This window comes from Janthinobacterium sp. FT14W (assembly GCF_009208755.1).
Lineage (GTDB): Bacteria > Pseudomonadota > Gammaproteobacteria > Burkholderiales > Burkholderiaceae_D > Janthinobacterium > Janthinobacterium violaceinigrum.
Map to the genome: position 1 here is coordinate 35,777 of NZ_WFLL01000035.1, position 16,118 is coordinate 51,894.

The following is a 16,118-nucleotide window of genomic DNA, read 5'->3' on the forward strand; positions in this document are numbered from 1 at the left end:
AGTCCATAAACAGAGTTTTACACAAGGACACGCCATGAATCTCGCCTACGCCTACCCGAAAAGCCGCTTCGAACCGGCCGTGCTCGTCGACCTGAACGCCAAAGCCGAGCGCGAGCGCTTGTCGCAGGCGGCCCTGAAAGGGTTTTTCAAGCTGGCCGCCGCCTGGAAACTGCGCGACGACGATGCGCGCGAATTGCTGGGCGGCCTGTCCAGCAGCGCCTACTACGAGTGGAAGAAGCACCCGGACCGCGTGCTGGAAGTGGACCGCATCACGCGCATTTCCTATTTGCTGGGCATCTACAAGGCCTTGCACATCCTGTACGGCGACAAGCTGGCCGACGAATGGGTAAGTTTGCCCAACAAGAATCCCATCTTCGGCGGGCGCACGCCCCTGTCGCAGATGCTGGCCGGCGGCTTGCTGGCCATGCAGACGGTGCGCAAGCTGCTCGATGCGCGCCGCGGAGGGCTGTGATCTTGGCCGCCGCTTCCACTGAGCACCTGCCGCCGCTGGCCGCCTTGCGCCAGATCGACACCTGCCGCCTGATTCCCTCGCGCTTCGCCGACATGGAAGACTCCGTGCTGGCGCCCTTGGCCGAAGACGACGAGCACCTGCGCGAGCTGTTCGAGCTCGATAACGCGACCAACGCGCGCCTGGTGGCGGAGTACGGCGGCGCGCCAGGAATTGGCGTGGACGAGCTGGTTTTTGGCGTGCCGCACTTCCGCATCATCAATGCCGCCTACACGTATGCCCGCCCGGAAGGGGCGCGTTTCAACGATGGGGAACGGGGTGCCTGGTATTGCGCCTTCGACATGAAAACGGCGCTGGCCGAAATCATCTTCCACAAGACCGTGGAATACCAGGAAATCGACTATTTCGACGACAGCGTCAACTACCAGTCGCTGCTGGCCGATTTTTCCGCCAGCTTCCACGACCTGCGCGGCCAGCAGCGCTATGCCGCCTGCCTGGACCCGGCCAGCTACATCGCCTCGCAAGACCTGGCCGCCGTGCTGCTCGAAGCGGGCTCCATGGGCGTGATCTTCCCCAGCGTGCGGCAGGCAGGCGGCACCAACCTGGCCTGCTTCCGCCCTGCCCTCGTGGGCAATGTTCGCAAAGGCGCCGCCTATCGGTTAACATGGCAGGGTACGCCGACGCCGCGCGTGGAAGCCCTGTAAGGCAAACCCGCCGCGCGCAAGGGCAGCCGACTCACCGAACATTGATATTTCGCATGCAAACCAATCCTGAAAAAGACACCGAACTGCGCCTCAAAGTAAACAGCGAAACGGCCCGCCTGGCCTGGAGCGAACTGGAAAAACATTTCGCCCAGGGCAATGTCGTCTGGGTCGCCAATGAGCTGGACCTGGTCGAAGTGGCCGTGCGCATCTCGCACGACGACAAGGCGACGATCAGCCGATGGATGGCCGATGGCAAGGTGGCCAAGGTGTCGGACCAGCAGGCGCTGGACTGGCAGGCGGCCGACGCGTCCCTGTGGGCCGTCGTCGTCAGCCCGTTCATTCTGGTGCAGCAGGAAAAGCCCACCAAACACTGATGCCAGCACGCTGGGCCCGGGCAGCAGGCGCAGCGTAACAAGTTGACAATGCGCCAGGCCGCGTCAGTGGCCGCCGCCCAGGTAAGCCGCGATCACCTTCGGATCCGTCTTCAAGCTCTCCGCCGGGCCATGCACGGAAATGCTGCCGTTTTCCAGCACGTAGCCGTAATCGGCCACGTTCAGGGCGGCGGCGGCGAATTGCTCCACCAGCAGCATGGTCACGCCTTCCGCTTTCAGGCGCGTGATGATGCGGAAGACTTCTTCCACCAGGATGGGCGCCAGGCCCATCGACGGTTCGTCCAGCAGGATCACTTCCGGGTTCAGCATCACGGCGCGGGCCATGGCCAGCATCTGCTGTTCGCCGCCCGACAGGGTGCCGGCCAGCTGGTCGCGCCGTTCCTTCAGGCGGGGGAACAGCTCCAGGGCCCTGTCCAGGTCGCCCTTGATGTCGCCTTTCGGGCGCGACCGCGTGAAGCGGGGGAAAGCGCCCAGCAGCAGGTTGTCCGTCACCGACATCGAGGCGAACACGCGCCGCCCTTCCGGCGAATGGGCCAGGCCGGCGCGCGCGATCTTGTGCGAATCGAGGCCCGTGACGTCCTGGCCGCCCAGGGTGACGCTGCCCGACCTGGGTTTGAGCATGCCGGAAATGGCCCGCATGGTGGTGGTCTTGCCGGCCCCGTTCGAGCCGATCAGGGTCACCAGCTTGCCCTTCGGGACGTCGAGCGAAATGCCGTGCAGGACTTCGACTTTGCCGTAGGCGGCGTGCAGATTGTTAATGGTCAGCATGGTCTTCCTCTCAGTGCGCCGCAGGGCTCAGGGTGTCGGCGCTGCCGCCCAGGTAGGCTTCGATCACTTTCGGATCGCTCTGGACAAGCGCGGGTGCGCCTTCGGCGATCTTCTGGCCGAAGTCCAGCACCGTCACCACGTCCGACAGGGCCATCACCACGTCCATGTGATGCTCGATCAGGATGATGGTGATGCCGTGCTCGCGGATCTTGCGGATGATGGCCATCAGCTCCTTGATGTCGGGCGCCGTCAGGCCCGCCGCCGGCTCGTCGAGCAGCAGCAGGCGCGGGTTCAGGCCCAGCGCGCGGCCGATTTCCAGCAAGCGCTGCTTGCCATACGGCAGATTGCGCGCCTCTTCGTTGGCCAGGTCGGCCAGGCCCACGAATTCGAGGATGCTGGCGGCCCGCTCGCGCGCCGCCGCTTCTTCCCGCTTGTAGCGGGGCGTATGCAGCATCACGTCCAGCACGTTCGACTTGAACGTGTTGTGCAGGCCCACCAGCACGTTTTCCGTGGCCGTCATCTCGCCGAACAGCTGCACGTTCTGGAAGGTGCGCGCCACGCCGCCCAGCGCGATCTCGGACGGCGTGCGGCCGGAGATCACGGCGTCGGCAAATTCCACCTTGCCCGCCGTCGGCTTGTAGATCCCCGTCAGCACGTTCATCATCGTGCTCTTGCCCGAGCCGTTCGGCCCGATCAAGCCGTGCACGGAGCCCTGCGCGACGTTCAGGTCCACCTGGTTCAGCGCTTTCAGGCCGCCGAACTGCATCAGTGCCTGGTCCACGCGCAGCAGCGTCGCGCCCAGCTGCCCGCCCTGGGCGTGGTCGAACGGCGCCACGCCGTGCGAGGCGACGGCCTGCACATGGCCCCTGCCCTTGCCGATAAAGCTCATCAAAAAGCCCACGATGCCGTCCTGCAGGTAGTACACGACGAACAGGGTCATCAGGCCGAAGATGGTCAGCCGCCAGTCGACCATGTTCTCCAGCCGGTAGGAAAACGCGGCCAGGCCGATGGTGGCCACCAGGGGCACGAGCACGCCGCGCAGAGTGGCGCGCTTCCTGGCCAGCATGAAGATGGAACCGATCACGCCCAGCACGGCGGCGGCGACGGCGATCTTGCGGAACAACTCGATGTCCGACAGCAGGCTGGGGAGCATGACGACGATCAGGGCGCCGATCAGCGCGCCCGAGCGCGTCTTGCGTCCGCCCATGATGACGGCCAGCAGGAACAGGATCGTCAGCTCGAAGTTGTAGGTATTGGGCGAAATATATTCTTCCGAATACGCATACAGGCTGCCCGCCAGGCCCGCGAAGCCGGCGCTGATGACGAAGGCGTAGACCTTGTAGCGGTACACGGAGACACCCATGCAGTCGGAGGCGATGGGACTGTCGCGCAAGGCTTCGAAGGCCCGTCCCAGGTTCGACTTCAGGATGCGGTGCACGACGACGAGCGAAATGACCAGCAGCGCGGCGACCATGTAGTAATACTCGACCTCGGAGAGCTTGTGGCCGAACAGGACGGGCTTGTGGATCTTGATGCCCATCGGCCCTTCCGTCAGGAAGCTCATTTCATTGATCAGGATTTGCACGATGGTGCCGAAGGCCAGGGTCACCATGGCCAGGTAGGGTCCCGTCACGCGCAGGGCCGGCAAGGCCAGGATGGCGCCGAACACGGCCGCGCCCGCGATACTGGCGGGGATGGCCAGCCAGAACGGCAAGCCCAGCTTGAACACCAGCACGCCCGTGGCGTACGAGCCGATGCCGAACAGGCCCGCGTGGCCCAGCGATACCTGCCCCGTGTAGCCGACGACGATATCGAGGCCGAACAGCAGGATGGCGTAGATCAGGATGGTCTCGGCCAGGTGGATGTAGTATGGGTTGGGGATGACGATGGGGAACAGCACGAGCGCGGCCAGGCCCGCCGCGCTCAGCGCCAGCATGGTGATTTTCTTGTTCATGTGATCCTCAGACTTTCTTGATCGCGGCTTTGCCGAACAGGCCGGACGGCTTGATGGCCAGCACCAGCAGCAACAGCAGCAGGCCCGGCACTTCCTTGTAGCCCGTGGAGATGTAGTAGCCGGTGGTCGTCTCGGCGATGCCCAGTATCAGGCCGCCGACGATGGCGCCCACGCCCGAGGTCAGGCCGCCGATGATGGCCACGGCAAAGGCCTTGAGGCCCAGCGAGGCGCCCATGGTGGCGCCCGTCAGTGTCAAAGGCGCCACCAGCACGCCCGCAAAGGCGGCCGTGGCCGACGACAGCGCATACGAAAAGGTGATGACCATGCCCGTGTTGATGCCCATCAAACCGGCCGCGTCGCGGTCGTTGGCCGTGGCCACCACGGCCTTGCCGTAGATCGATTTGCGGTTGAACACTTCCACGGCCAGCATGATGGCCAGCGCGCCCACGATGACGGCCACCTGCATCGGCTGCACGTTCGCGCCCAGCACCTTGAATGGCGCGGCCGACAGTGGCGACGGGAAGGTCAGGTCATCCTTGCCCCAGATATTTTCCGCCACGTTCTTGAAGATGATGGCCAGCGCGATGGTCGACATGATCCAGCCGAATTCGGACTTGATCTTGATGGCGGGCCGCACGCCTATCCACTCGACGAACACGCCCTGCAGGGCGCCGAAGGCGATGACGATGGGGATCATCAGCAGATAGCTCATGTAGGGGCCGCCGTGGATGGTGCCCACCAGCGACAGGCCCACCAGCGCGCCCAGCATCAGGGACTCGCCCTGGCCGAAATTGAGGGTGCCGGACGTGGCAAAGGTCAGCTGGTAGCCGAACGCGATGACGGCATAGATCATGCCCAGCGCGATGCCGCTGAAGACGAGCTGCAGGAAGATTTCCATGGTATTCCCCGAAGGACGGAAGATAAAAAAATGGCCAGTCCTGATTCCTCAAGGCTGGCCATGGCGCGGCAGGTGTCCGCCAGGCTTATTTCGCGAGGACGACCTTGCCGTCCCTGACTTCGCCGAAGACGGTCAGGTCGGCCGTGATCGCCTCATGGTTGGTCTTGCTGAATGGCTTGTTGTAGGTGGTGACGGCGCCTTCCACTTTTTCCGTCAGGTTTTCCAGCGCGGCGCGCACTTTCGGGCCATCCGTGCCGCCCGCCTGCTTGAAGGCCGCGGCCAGCAGGTAGATGGAATCGTAGCCTTGCGCAGCCGACACGGCCGACGGCATGCGGCCGCCCGACGGCTTGTAGGCAGCCACATAGGCGTCGATGAAGGCCTTGCGCTTCGGCGTGCTGGCGTCCTGGATGAAGGTTTGCGGCATGCGCGTGCCGTCGCCGTTCTTGCCCGCGTTATCGATGAAGTTGCCCATGGCCAGGGTCCAGCTGCCGATCAGCGGCACTTTCCAGCCCAGTTTTTCCATGCCGTTGGCGATCTGCGCCAGTTCCGGGCCGATGCCGTAGGTCAGCACGACTTCCGCTCCCGCCTGCTTGGCTTTCAGCAGCTGGGCCGTCATGTCGACATCCTTGATGTTGTATTTTTCAACGACGACGGGCTTGATGCCCTTCTTGTCCAGCGCTTTTTCCAGGTCTTCGCGGCCCAGCTGGCCGTAGTTGGTGGAATCGGCCAGGATCGCCACTTTCTTGAACTTGCGGCGCTCGACGGCTTCCTCGACGATCATGTGCGACTGGATCTGGTCGTTGGCGGCGTTGCGGAAGATATAGTTTTCCGGCTGGTCGGCAAATTGCTTGGTGACGATGGAACCCGTCGCCACATTGTTCATGACGGGAATCTTCGCTTCTTGGTAGAAACGTTGCGAAGCCAGGGCCACGCCCGTGTTGATGTAGCCGACGGTGGCGGCGACCTTTTCCTTGTTGATGAGCTCTTGGGCGATCTGCACGCCCCGTTCATTCTTGGCCTCGTCGTCGCGCTCGATCAGCAGCAGCGAACGGCCCATGACGCCGCCCTTGGCATTGATTTCAGCGACAGCCAGCTTGACGCCGTCGCGCATCGACACGCCCATCGGCGCGGAACCGCCCGTGAACGGACCGGACACGCCGATCTTGATGGGGTCGGCTGCGACAGCCGCCTGCGAAAAACCCAAAACCAAACTTGCCACGAGCAATTTCTGTTTCAAATTCATTGTCATCTCCTGTAATACAACGTTTTTAATGCCACTTATTTTTATAGTCGTACGCTGGATAACCGCCCCATCGATAAATCATTGTAGGTGAGTAAACATGCACCAGCAACAACTACATATGACGCGTCGCAACATGCCAAAAAGACGCGATTGCCTGCCCGCTGTCAGTCTTTTGTAAGGAAAATATGGCGCAAATTGGCGCACCTGCGCCATTCGGCAACAGTCCAGCCGCCGGGGCGGGCGCGCCCGATGAGCGTGCGGCCTGCTGATCTGGCGCAATACTCGCACTGCCCAGCATGCTAACGTCGGCCATGCCAGCGCGTGCGCGCCGGCCCCGTCAGCCACTCCCACCGCATGGAGGCGATATGCAGCGCCCGTCGAACCATCCCCTTTGTACCGTGTTGCGCCCCGCTGCCGCCAGCCTGCTGGCGGGCCTGCTGCTGGGCGGCTGCGCCACCGACCTGGCGCCCGTGCGCAGCTTCGCCGAACAGACGCAAAAGATGTCGCAGCACTTCGAGCCCATGCTGGCAGGCAGCGTCCACAGCTGCATGGAGCGGGCCATGCGCAAGCGCTTGATCCTGGCGGAGCGTTTCGATGCGCAAGCGAGCGAACAGGCGGCGCGCGACGATTGTGCCGCGATCGCGCAGGCCAGCGTGTCCGTCGCCGGCCTGAACGACGTCCTGCTGCGCTACGCCCACACCATGGCGGCGCTGGCCGACGACAAGCTGCCCGTCTACAAGGAAGAGCTCGGCGGACTGGGCGATGCGCTGGGCGGCCTGGCGCTGCCGGGCGCCGACGCGCCCCTGCTCGATGCTGGCAAGCTGGACAAGGTCATGAAGCTGAGCGCGCACCTGAGCCGCCTGGCCACCCAGCGGCGGCAGACATCGGCCTTGCGCGAATTGCTCGATGAGCAGGAAGCCATCGATATCGTCAGCAACACGCTCAAGGAGTATGCGCAGCGCAGCTACCGCTCCGGCGTGCAGGATGAATTGCGCGACCTGGAGCTGCTGCGCGGCGCCGTCGACAAGGCCGCGCCGCGCGAACCGCTGGCCGCCAATTACGTCCGCACGCGCTTGCACCTGGAAGGCCGGCAATTGCAGGAAAGGGAAAAGATCGCCGCCGCGTATGTCAGCGCCGTCGATACGCTGCAAGCGAGCGTGGCCGCCCTGCGGGCCAATCTCGACCACCTGCAGGAAGCGGAACTGGAGCGCCAGCTGGCGCAATTTGCACGCGACGTCGCCACGCTGCAGCGGCAAGCGGCCTTCTATGCCCCCGCCCGCTGGTAAATGGCAGGCCCACCGGAGAATCCCATGGCCCGACTGACCGAATTGACGAAAGACCAGAGCTATGCCATCGCCGACAGCCTGGCGCAGGCATCGAGCCTGGTGCTGGAATTGCGCATCCGCGAACGGGAGGCGCTGACGCCGGACGAGCGCACCTTGCTGGAACAATATGAAAACCACCTGGACCAGATGGTGGCCCTGTTCCGCGCGTATGGCATTTATCTGGCGGCCGAGGGGGCGCAGCAGGCGCGCGGCGAGATCGAGGGCGCCATCGCCAAGGGCAAGGCACAGCTCAAGCGCATCGCCGACGTGAAGGCCGCCATCGGCGCGGCGGCCAGGCTGGTGGCCCTGGGCGCGGCCATCCTGTCGCGCGACCCGCTCGCCATCGGCGAGGCGGCTGACAGCCTGCGGGCCAGGCCGAAGAAGGAAGCAGCGGCCGGACAGACTGCCTGAGTCCGCCGGCCTGCGCCCGCCTACTCGATGCTCAGCACACCCTGGTCCGAGCTCGCATGGGTGCCTGATCCTGCCGCCGCCTCGACCAGGCTCCAGGCGTAGCCGCTGGCCGCGGGCACCGCCGTCAGGGCATAGTGCGCGCCCGGTTTCAGCCCCGTGGCGATGACGGCGCCGCTGGCCAGGCTGGAGACCCAGTCCATGCGGGCAGCGGGCGCCGTGTCGCGGTTGAACACGGCATGCAATTGCCCGCCCAGCAGCAAGGCTTCCGTGTTGGCTGCCGCCGGCAGCCGCGCCGCGCTCGGCGCAGCGGCGGGCCCCGCGCCGCCATCATTGTCGGCAACGGCCAGCACATGCAGGAAGTATTCGGGCGCGTTCAGGGCCGGCGCGGCGGGCGCCGTCACCTCCAGGCGCCACGCGCCCACATCAACGGACGAGGATTGCTGCGCGCTGGCCGCCGCCGTCTGATTGCGCCACAGGTAGCTGCCATCGGCCTGGCGCCGGCGCACGGTGAAACGGCAATCGGCGCCGTTGCCGGCCGCCGCGCCCGTCGCGGGATCCGTTTGCGCGCAGCCATTGCCCCCTTCCTGCGCGCCGCCCACCTTGCGCACGCTGGCATTGAGCGGCAAGATCGTCTGCGCCGTCAGCATGCCGCCCCCGTTGCGGACGGTGACGATACGCTCCTGGCCCGGCTGGTAGCCAAGCTGGTACTGGCCGTTGCCCAGCGCCGCCACGCCCGCCGCAGCGGAGACGGGATCATTTGCCGTGTGCAGCAGGAAGGTGGCCGGCAAGGCCTGCTTGCTGCGTACGCTATCGAAAACCACGGTGACGGGCTTGCCCCAGAACGATGGCGAGCGCAGGAACAGCACATTGCGCACGAAGCCATTTGCCATATCGAGCTTGCTGGCAGCATAGGCCTTGCTTGCGTTGCCGCTGGTGTAGGTGTATTGCGGCGTGTTTTCGTAGCGGACAATGCCGTCGAGCGCATTCGCTCCCGCCGGGCCGATTTCCTCTATCGTCGGATAGCCCTGTTTCGGCGCATAGAACCATTGACCGCCGTCATTGCTGAATTCATTCTCGCCGCGCGTAAAACGCTCATTCCTGTCGAAGACCAACAGCGTGTTATGGGCAATGCTGCGCGTGTAGTAATTCCACCAGTGACTGCTGCCATATTCTTCATACAAGCCCGTGTCGAGCAGCAGCGGCGCCTTGTAATTGAGCGTAAAACTGTTCTGATCGAAGTGCTGGTGATTTTCCGCGATAAAGGAAGTCGATTTGAATTCCAGCAGCGTGGCATTCGCATAGTCCCAGGTATCGCGCATCAGCACCTGGCCCGACGTCCGGAAATGGCGCGACAATTCCAGCGATTCCAGCGCAGCCGCGGGCAGCTGGACGGGCCACAACAGCCGTTCCAGTATCAAGGCGGCGTGCGAACTGCGCGACGCGAGGACATGATCGCGATAAAACTTCCCGGCCACGCCATCGCCCGTATCGGCCACTGCGCCTAGCGCCAGTTGTCCGATCAGGCTGCCGCTGACGTGCGTCGTGAAATTATCGCCGCTGGCGGGAAAGCTGCCGTCATGGCGCAAGCCGTAGATATAGGGATAAATCAGCCTGGATTGCCAGTCGGCCTGCAGCAGGGGCGCCGTTCCCGTGTTTTCCAGCGCGCTGCGCCATAGCAGCAGGCGCTCGGGGATGCTCGATACGCCATAGGCAAAACCCATATGGTGGCCGCCGTCGACTGAAATCAGGGCGCGTGCCGCAAGAAAGCCCTTTTCATAGTGCGCATACGACGTTTCGATCATCGGCAATACTTCCGGATGCTCGTCGACGATGGCCAGCAAGCCCACCGTGGCATTATTGACGGCGCTGAACGGGTGGCCGCTGATATAGAAATTGGCAATGGAAGGCTTCGATTCGCTGCGGTCCCACTGTTCATACACGGGCTTTTTCTTGCAATCAAAGCTGGTGCTGGTGATATACAGCGGCTGGTAGCCGCACATCGAGACATACAGGTTTTCATAGCCCTTGCCCGTATCCGCGGCGATGGTTTCCTTGATTCTCTGCGCCGTCAGGTCGCGGTAGGTGCCGAAGCCCACGGCGTCGGGAACGGCGCGGGCGCCCATTTCCGCAAACAGCCAGTCGTACAGGATGCCCATGGCGCCCACCCGTCCGCCCGACGACCACTCTCCGCCGGAAACGGGCGGGGTCACCAGCAGCTTGTCCAGGTAATTCAGGGCGCCGTCCAGATATTTCGCATTGCCCGTCAGGCGGTATGCCATGGCCAGCATCTGCGCACTTTCATAAATCGTGCCACGGCTGCCGGTGGCCACGTTGCAAAGGTCGGGTACGGGCTGTGACGGAGGAATCAGCGGGCAGGCCTGAATCGTGGCCACCCGCCCATTGACGCGCTCCATGAAGTCGTACCATGCATTATTGAGCAGCGCATCCATTGCCGGCGCCTGCCATAATTCCTGCCCGCCGCCATCGAACAAGCGGAAATTGCGCATGGTTTCATTGCGCCGCATGGCAATCCTGGTGATTTGTCCATCGGCCTTCCAGTCGATCGGCGCAGTAGCGCCCGTGCCGTCGACCGTTCTCCAGCCCGTTGGCACGACAATACCGTTGACTTTCAGGATGATTTTATGGGTCTGGCTATTCCATGACAATTGGATAGTCGACCAGACGTCGGGTTTTAAATCGACGCGGGCCACCGACAGATACTGGGCCAGGCCATTGACCTGGAAACCGACCTGGAAACCGATACTTTCCGCCGCCGCGCCGACAGGCACGTCGTAGGAATCAACATGGCGGATGAAAAAGGCATTGCGGGTCGAACTGAATTCGCCAAAAACCGCCTGGTTGACGTTATCGAGCGGATCCTTGCGCCTGGCAAGCAAGTCCAGGCTGATGCTGCCGCCGGCGGCGGGAAATGCGGCGGGCAGATTCGGCAATTGCGGTTTCAGCGCATCGAAACTGGCCTGATTGGCAAATAGCCGTGGATGTCCCTGTTTGACAGGCGCGGGCAATTGCGCCATCGCGGAAGAAGCCAGCAGAAATAGCATGCCCAGCACGGCATGTGGCATTTTCCCGGAAAAAAAAGGGAGACCGCTGCGGCGGGCATTCGCCAAGGTGGTCTGCTGATTCAGCATTTGACTGTACACATGTACTCCCGGAGTTATAGAGTTAATAAAAAAACACCAGGCAATACTGCCATATATTTTTTCAAAAAAACCAATAACGACCGTCAAATGAGCGACCAGTGCAAGAAAATATAAGACTTAACAATTATCGTGAAGAATTAATATTTCCGATCAAAAATAAACGATTCCTTCGCTACACGTAAATTGCAACAGGCCACCCTCGATGCCCGGGCCATGCCCTCACGGTTCCGCGGCCCGGTGGCCCATCGCGTGCGTGGCCATTTTCAAATACAGGGCCGCCTGCTCTTCACTGTGCGCGTAACCCATGCGGCCCTCGCCCAGGGCGACGGATTTCTGCTGCAGCGCTTCCGGGTACTCGAGGTCGCAGGCTCCGTCGAGCCAGTAGCGCGCCCTGGCCGCATCGCTATCCTGCAGCATGTTCGCCAGGACGAACATGGCCGGCGCCACGCCGCGCTGCGCGGCCTGCTCCAGCCAATGCAGCGCCGCGGCGCCGTCCTGCGGGCCGCCCATGCCATTCTTGAACATCAAGCCCAGGTAGTAGGCGGCGGGACCGCTGCCCTGCCCCGCCGCCTGCGCGAACAGGACGCGCGCCTGCGGCTGGGATGCCGTCCCCGCGCGCATCAGCGCCTTGGCCCGGGCCGTGACGTCCGTTGCCGGCGCCGGAGCCGCCACGGGTGTCGCCAGCGCTGCCGCCAGCAGCCAGGCCGCCAGCATCACATCGACAGGTCGAGCTGGTACAGCGCAAAGCCCTTGCCCGCGCCATCGTCAGCCTTCAGCTGCCTGACGTTATCGATGCCGGCCGCCTTCGCCAGCTCGATCACGTTCGGCGCCGAGTGGAAGACCACGGGGCCCTTCGTGGCGGCCCTGGCAAAGGTCCAGCTGCGCGCCGAGCCGTTTTTCGCGCGCGTCAGGTTTTTCTCCTGCGTGACGTAGGCGATCAGCAGTTCGCGGTTGTTGTCGGGCGAGGCCACCACCGTCTTGCTGCCGTCCAGGCCAGGGAAATTGCCGCCGCCGCTGGCGCGGTAGTTATTCGTCGCGATCAGGAATTCCTGGTCCGCCCCCACCGGCTTGCCCTTGTAGCTGAGTGCCTTGATGCGCTGGCCCGGCGGCTGCGTGACGTCGATCTGGTAGCGCACGTCGGCGCTGGTGATGGCGTCGAAGTTGTAGCTGGGGTGGGCCGTGTTGACCAGTTCCTGCGGCTCGGTCTTGTTGACATCGATGGTATTGAAGCGCCGCGCCGACTGCTCCAGCCAGGCCTTCAGTTCCGCGCCATTCATCTTCACGCCGTACAGCGCGTTCGGATACAGATACAGGTCGGCCGCGTTGTTCAGCGCCACATTGCCCGCCTTGACGTCCGTGTAATCGGATACGCCGGCCGAGCCGCTCTTGAACGGCGACGACATCGACAGCACGGGCAGCTGCGCGTACTGCGGCAGGTTCGCCTTGACGTAGGCGGCCAGGTAGCCCGCTTGCGCCTGGTTCACCACTTCGATGGCGCTAACGTCGCCCACGTCGGCAAAATACGTCGACATGCGGAAGTCCGTGGCGCCCACCGGTGTCTGCACGTAGGCGATGGTCGCCGCGTGCTCCTCGGCCACCAGAGCGGCGATGGCCGCATCGGGCTGGACGTAACTCTTGTCCGCGTTCTGGATGCCGCGCGCTTCCACCGTGGTCTGCGTCTTGTCGACCACCCACTGCCTGCCGTCGTGGCGCAGGCGCAAACCGATCACGCCCAGGTGCTTGCCCCACAAATTGGCCATCACGGTGGGCACGCCGTTGACCAGCCCCTTGACCTTGTCGACGCCGGGCAGATTGAACTGCGGCACGGTGCTGGCGGCGTTCGGGAACAGCTGGTGCGAGTGGCCGATCAGCATGGCGTCCACGCCCGGCACTTGCGACAGGTAGTAATTGCCGTTTTCCATGGTGGGCGAATACGGGCTGTCATCGAGGCCGCCGTGCGAAATGGCCACCACCAGTTCGGCGCCCTTGGCGCGCATCTCGGGGATGAATTTTTCCGCCGTCTCGCGCACGCCCTGCGTGTAGACCCGGCCTTCCAGCCAGCGCTTGTCCCAGGCCATGATGGTGGGCGGCGCAAAGCTGATGATGCCCACCTTCACGGTGCTCGTCACGGCCTGGCCATCGGGGCCGGTGGCCGTGATCTGCTTGTCGATGATGTGGTAAGGCGCAAACAGCGGCTTGCCGCTCCTGGCGCTGTAGACGTTGGCCAGCACTTGCGGAAACGCGGGGCCGGCGCAGCGCGGCTTGCTGGCATCGACGCTGTCGACGTCGAAGCGGTTGCCCGTCACCTGGCTCAAAAACGCCAGGCCGTAGTTGAATTCATGGTTGCCGATGCCGCCGCCATCGACCTTCAGCAAGTTCATGGCCTTGTAGATGGCCAGGGTCTGGTCGCAGGCCAGCGGTTTGACCAATGCCTGGTAGTCGGCCAGGGCCGTGCCCTGGATGGTGTCGCCGTTGTCGAGCAGGAGGTTGTTCGGGAACTCGGCCCGCGCCTGGGCGATCAGGGCCGCCGTGCGTTCCAGGCCGATCGACGGTTCCGCCTGCAGCTTGTAGTAATCATAACTGAGCACATTCGCGTGCAAGTCCGTCGTCTCCAGCAGGGCCAGGGTGGCGCTGCTGCCTGCGGGCGCGGCGGCCAGCGGGTGCACAGGCCCGGTGGCGGCGGGCGGCAAGGCGCCGCAGCCGGCCAGCAGCAGCGGTAACAGGGCGAGACGGGGAAGTTGGCGCAGGGGGTGGCACATGAGAATTCCTGTGGAAAGACGATATCGCCAGCATCATACGCAGCACGGCAGCCCCCATCAAGCCATAAAACGCCCGCAGCAGCAGGCAAAATATTGTCGCAAATACAGCAAAATCGCCATTTTATTACCCCCTGCGGCAGCAATTGCGCCGCGGCGGCAGCGGAAACGGGCCGCGCTCGCGTATAATTCAGGGTTTGATTTCACCATAGAAGACCAGAACATTATGGAAGCCGAACGCATCAATATCATCTCCGCCCTGCTCAACGACCTGACGGTCCGCGAAGCCGAACTTCGGAGGTATCTTTGACTTCACTATCAAGTCGGAGAAACTCGAGCAAGTCAATGAAGAATTAGAAGATCCGACCGTCTGGAACGATCCCAAGCGCGCCCAGGACCTCGGCAAGGAGAAAAAGGCGCTGGAAGCCATCGTCTTCACGCTCACCAAGGCCGATGCCGACCTGCGCGACACCCGCGACCTGTTCGACATGGCCCGCGAAGAAGGCGACGACGAGACGCTCGAAGCGATCGAGCAGGACGTGCAGGAAATCCGCAAGGTCATCGAAAGCATGGAATTCCGCCGGATGTTCAACAATCCGATGGACCCGAACAACTGCTTCATCGACATCCAGGCCGGCGCCGGCGGCACGGAAGCCCAGGACTGGGCTTCGATGCTGCTGCGCCAGTACCTGCGCTACTGCGAACGCAAGGGCTTCAAGGTTGAAATCCTCGAGCAGTCCGACGGCGAGGTTGCTGGCATCAAGACGGCCACCTTGAAGGTCGAGGGCGATCACGCCTACGGCTTCCTGCGCACGGAAACGGGCGTGCACCGCCTGGTGCGCAAGTCGCCGTTCGACTCGGCCAACGGCCGCCACACCTCGTTTACGTCGCTGTTCGTGTACCCGGAAGTCGACGATTCGATCGAGATCGACGTCAACCCGGCCGACATCCGCGTCGATACCTACCGCGCGTCGGGCGCCGGTGGTCAGCACATCAACAAAACCGACTCCGCCGTCCGCATGACCCATGCGCCGACCGGCATCGTGGTGCAGTGCCAGAACGACCGTTCGCAGCACCGCAACCGCGCCGAAGCGATGGAAATGCTGAAGGCGAAACTGTACGAACATGAGCTGCGCAAGCGCATGAGCGAGCAGCAGAAGCTGGAAGACTCGAAGACGGACGTGGGCTGGGGCCACCAGATCCGCTCCTACGTGCTGGACCAGTCCCGCATCAAGGACTTGCGCACGGGCTTCGAGACGGGCAATACCAAGGGCGTGCTCGATGGCGACATCGACGACTTCATTTCCGCCTCGCTCAAGCAAGGCGTGTAATGGGCAGCTCCGCTCCGGCACTCGCAAAGCAGGCCTTCCTGTTCGACATGGATGGCACGATCGTCGACAACATGGCCTTCCACACGACATCGTGGCTGGCGTTCTTTGAACGCCACGGCCATGTGCTGGATGCGGACGCCTTTTTCCGCGACACGGCGGGACGGCAAGGCCGCGAAATCATCGCCAAGTACCTGGGCGAGGATGCCGACCATGCCAGCCTGCTGGCGGAAAAGGAAGTCGTTTACCGCGAACTGTATGGCCCGCACCTGGCCACGGTGGCCGGTTTCGACGCCCTGATCGCCAGCGCGCGCCGGGACGGCGTGGGACTGGTGGTGGGCACCGCCGCGCCGGACGAAAACATCGCGTTCACGCTCGACGGCCTGGAGCTGCGCCACCGCTTCGACGCCATCGTCGGCGCCGCCGACGTGGAACGGGGCAAGCCGCACCCGGACGTGTTCCTGAAAGGCGCGCAGCTGGCCGGCGCGCTGCCGCAGCACTGCATCGTCTTTGAAGACGCGCCCCTGGGCGTGGAAGCGGCGCGGCGCGCCGGCATGCGCGCCGTGGTGCTCACCACCACCCTGCCGGCCGAAGCGTTTGCCGCATTCGACAACGTGATTGCCATCGTGCCGGATTTCTCCGCGCTCGACGTCGACGCACTGTTTGCCAGCGTGGCGCCAGCGCTGGCACCACATCATCAATAATCTAC

The 16,118-nt window shown here is 63.6% G+C and carries 15 protein-coding genes; 8 read left to right on the forward strand and 7 right to left on the reverse strand.

The window, feature by feature from the left end:
• The first annotated feature begins 34 nt into the window (after positions 1-34).
• The 3 genes from GCN74_RS20910 to GCN74_RS20920 are packed head-to-tail and all read left to right on the forward strand — an operon-like array spanning position 35 to position 1,547.
• On the forward strand, positions 35-472 hold the full coding sequence (locus GCN74_RS20910) for an MbcA/ParS/Xre antitoxin family protein (protein ID WP_046682984.1): 438 nt from the start codon (positions 35-37) through the stop codon (positions 470-472).
• Between the two features lie 2 nt (positions 473-474).
• The gene (locus GCN74_RS20915; protein WP_226939143.1) at positions 475-1,173 is read left to right on the forward strand and encodes an RES family NAD+ phosphorylase; all 699 of its coding nucleotides are present in this window, start codon (positions 475-477) and stop codon (positions 1,171-1,173) included.
• Positions 1,174-1,226: 53 nt separating this feature from the next.
• The gene (locus GCN74_RS20920; RefSeq protein WP_152258459.1) at positions 1,227-1,547 is read left to right on the forward strand and encodes a DUF2288 domain-containing protein; all 321 of its coding nucleotides are present in this window, start codon (positions 1,227-1,229) and stop codon (positions 1,545-1,547) included.
• Between the two features lie 63 nt (positions 1,548-1,610).
• Here the strand turns inward: GCN74_RS20920 and GCN74_RS20925 are convergent, their stop codons facing one another.
• The 4 genes from GCN74_RS20925 to GCN74_RS20940 form a co-directional block, all read right to left on the reverse strand.
• Positions 1,611-2,333 carry an ABC transporter ATP-binding protein gene (locus GCN74_RS20925; protein WP_152258460.1) on the reverse strand — a complete coding sequence of 241 codons (723 nt, stop codon included), beginning with the start codon at positions 2,331-2,333 and terminating at the stop codon, positions 1,611-1,613.
• Positions 2,334-2,343: 10 nt separating this feature from the next.
• Positions 2,344-4,287, reverse strand: a complete 1,944-nt coding sequence (locus GCN74_RS20930) for an ABC transporter permease subunit (RefSeq protein WP_152258461.1) — start codon at positions 4,285-4,287, stop codon at positions 2,344-2,346.
• A 7-nt stretch (positions 4,288-4,294) separates the two neighbouring features.
• Entirely contained in the window at positions 4,295-5,185 is an 891-nt protein-coding gene (locus GCN74_RS20935) for a branched-chain amino acid ABC transporter permease (protein ID WP_152258462.1), read from the reverse strand.
• An 85-nt stretch (positions 5,186-5,270) separates the two neighbouring features.
• Positions 5,271-6,428 (reverse strand): ABC transporter substrate-binding protein, encoded by a 1,158-nt coding sequence (locus tag GCN74_RS20940; protein WP_152258463.1) that lies wholly within the window; start codon positions 6,426-6,428, stop codon positions 5,271-5,273.
• A gap of 365 nt (positions 6,429-6,793) precedes the next feature.
• Here GCN74_RS20940 and GCN74_RS20945 point away from each other — a divergent pair, with 365 nt between their 5' ends.
• On the forward strand, positions 6,794-7,714 hold the full coding sequence (locus GCN74_RS20945; RefSeq protein ID WP_152258464.1) for a hypothetical protein: 921 nt from the start codon (positions 6,794-6,796) through the stop codon (positions 7,712-7,714).
• Positions 7,715-7,738: 24 nt separating this feature from the next.
• The gene (locus GCN74_RS20950; protein ID WP_152258465.1) at positions 7,739-8,164 is read left to right on the forward strand and encodes a hypothetical protein; all 426 of its coding nucleotides are present in this window, start codon (positions 7,739-7,741) and stop codon (positions 8,162-8,164) included.
• 20 nt (positions 8,165-8,184) lie between these two features.
• Here the strand turns inward: GCN74_RS20950 and GCN74_RS20955 are convergent, their stop codons facing one another.
• From GCN74_RS20955 to GCN74_RS20965, 3 genes are all read right to left on the reverse strand, one after another.
• Positions 8,185-11,226 carry a heparinase II/III family protein gene (locus GCN74_RS20955; RefSeq protein ID WP_193317189.1) on the reverse strand — a complete coding sequence of 1,014 codons (3,042 nt, stop codon included), beginning with the start codon at positions 11,224-11,226 and terminating at the stop codon, positions 8,185-8,187.
• A gap of 318 nt (positions 11,227-11,544) precedes the next feature.
• Complete coding sequence (locus GCN74_RS20960; protein WP_152258467.1) at positions 11,545-12,039, reverse strand: tetratricopeptide repeat protein; 495 nt, start codon at positions 12,037-12,039, stop codon at positions 11,545-11,547.
• Entirely contained in the window at positions 12,039-14,084 is a 2,046-nt protein-coding gene (locus GCN74_RS20965; protein WP_226939144.1) for a bifunctional 2',3'-cyclic-nucleotide 2'-phosphodiesterase/3'-nucleotidase, read from the reverse strand. The genes GCN74_RS20960 and GCN74_RS20965 overlap by 1 nt, the downstream gene beginning before the upstream one ends.
• On the opposite strand from GCN74_RS20965, the gene GCN74_RS28875 reads away from it, so the two are divergent.
• From GCN74_RS28875 to GCN74_RS20975, 3 genes are all read left to right on the forward strand, one after another.
• Positions 14,083-14,391: a hypothetical protein gene (locus GCN74_RS28875; RefSeq protein WP_193317190.1), complete on the forward strand. Its 309-nt coding sequence runs from the start codon at positions 14,083-14,085 to the stop codon at positions 14,389-14,391. The two genes, GCN74_RS20965 and GCN74_RS28875, sit on opposite strands and share 2 nt — an antisense overlap.
• Positions 14,308-15,412 (forward strand): peptide chain release factor 2 gene (gene prfB, locus GCN74_RS20970; protein WP_152258468.1). Its coding sequence is split into 2 segments (ribosomal slippage): positions 14,308-14,388 and positions 14,390-15,412, totalling 1,104 coding nucleotides; the frame shifts between segments, so codons are not numbered across the junction. Before GCN74_RS28875 ends, prfB begins: the two co-directional genes overlap by 84 nt.
• Positions 15,412-16,113 carry an HAD family hydrolase gene (locus GCN74_RS20975; RefSeq protein WP_152258469.1) on the forward strand — a complete coding sequence of 234 codons (702 nt, stop codon included), beginning with the start codon at positions 15,412-15,414 and terminating at the stop codon, positions 16,111-16,113. The genes prfB and GCN74_RS20975 overlap by 1 nt, the downstream gene beginning before the upstream one ends.
• The last annotated feature ends 5 nt before the right edge of the window (positions 16,114-16,118 follow it).

Excerpts from the sequence above, each read along its gene's own strand:
- GCN74_RS20910 (WP_046682984.1), top strand. The coding sequence starts at position 35 with ATGAATCTCGCCTACGCCTACCCGAAAAGCCGCTTCGAACCGGCCGTG.
- GCN74_RS20920 (WP_152258459.1), top strand. The coding sequence starts at position 1,227 with ATGCAAACCAATCCTGAAAAAGACACCGAACTGCGCCTCAAAGTAAAC.
- GCN74_RS20925 (WP_152258460.1), bottom strand. The coding sequence starts at position 2,333 with ATGCTGACCATTAACAATCTGCACGCCGCCTACGGCAAAGTCGAAGTC.
- GCN74_RS20930 (WP_152258461.1), bottom strand. The coding sequence starts at position 4,287 with ATGAACAAGAAAATCACCATGCTGGCGCTGAGCGCGGCGGGCCTGGCC.
- GCN74_RS20935 (WP_152258462.1), bottom strand. The coding sequence starts at position 5,185 with ATGGAAATCTTCCTGCAGCTCGTCTTCAGCGGCATCGCGCTGGGCATG.
- GCN74_RS20940 (WP_152258463.1), bottom strand. The coding sequence starts at position 6,428 with ATGAATTTGAAACAGAAATTGCTCGTGGCAAGTTTGGTTTTGGGTTTT.
- GCN74_RS20945 (WP_152258464.1), top strand. The coding sequence starts at position 6,794 with ATGCAGCGCCCGTCGAACCATCCCCTTTGTACCGTGTTGCGCCCCGCT.
- GCN74_RS20950 (WP_152258465.1), top strand. The coding sequence starts at position 7,739 with ATGGCCCGACTGACCGAATTGACGAAAGACCAGAGCTATGCCATCGCC.
- GCN74_RS20955 (WP_193317189.1), bottom strand. The coding sequence starts at position 11,226 with ATGCTATTTCTGCTGGCTTCTTCCGCGATGGCGCAATTGCCCGCGCCT.
- GCN74_RS20960 (WP_152258467.1), bottom strand. The coding sequence starts at position 12,039 with ATGCTGGCGGCCTGGCTGCTGGCGGCAGCGCTGGCGACACCCGTGGCG.
- GCN74_RS28875 (WP_193317190.1), top strand. The coding sequence starts at position 14,083 with ATGAGAATTCCTGTGGAAAGACGATATCGCCAGCATCATACGCAGCAC.
- GCN74_RS20965 (WP_226939144.1), bottom strand. The coding sequence starts at position 14,084 with ATGTGCCACCCCCTGCGCCAACTTCCCCGTCTCGCCCTGTTACCGCTG.
- GCN74_RS20975 (WP_152258469.1), top strand. The coding sequence starts at position 15,412 with ATGGGCAGCTCCGCTCCGGCACTCGCAAAGCAGGCCTTCCTGTTCGAC.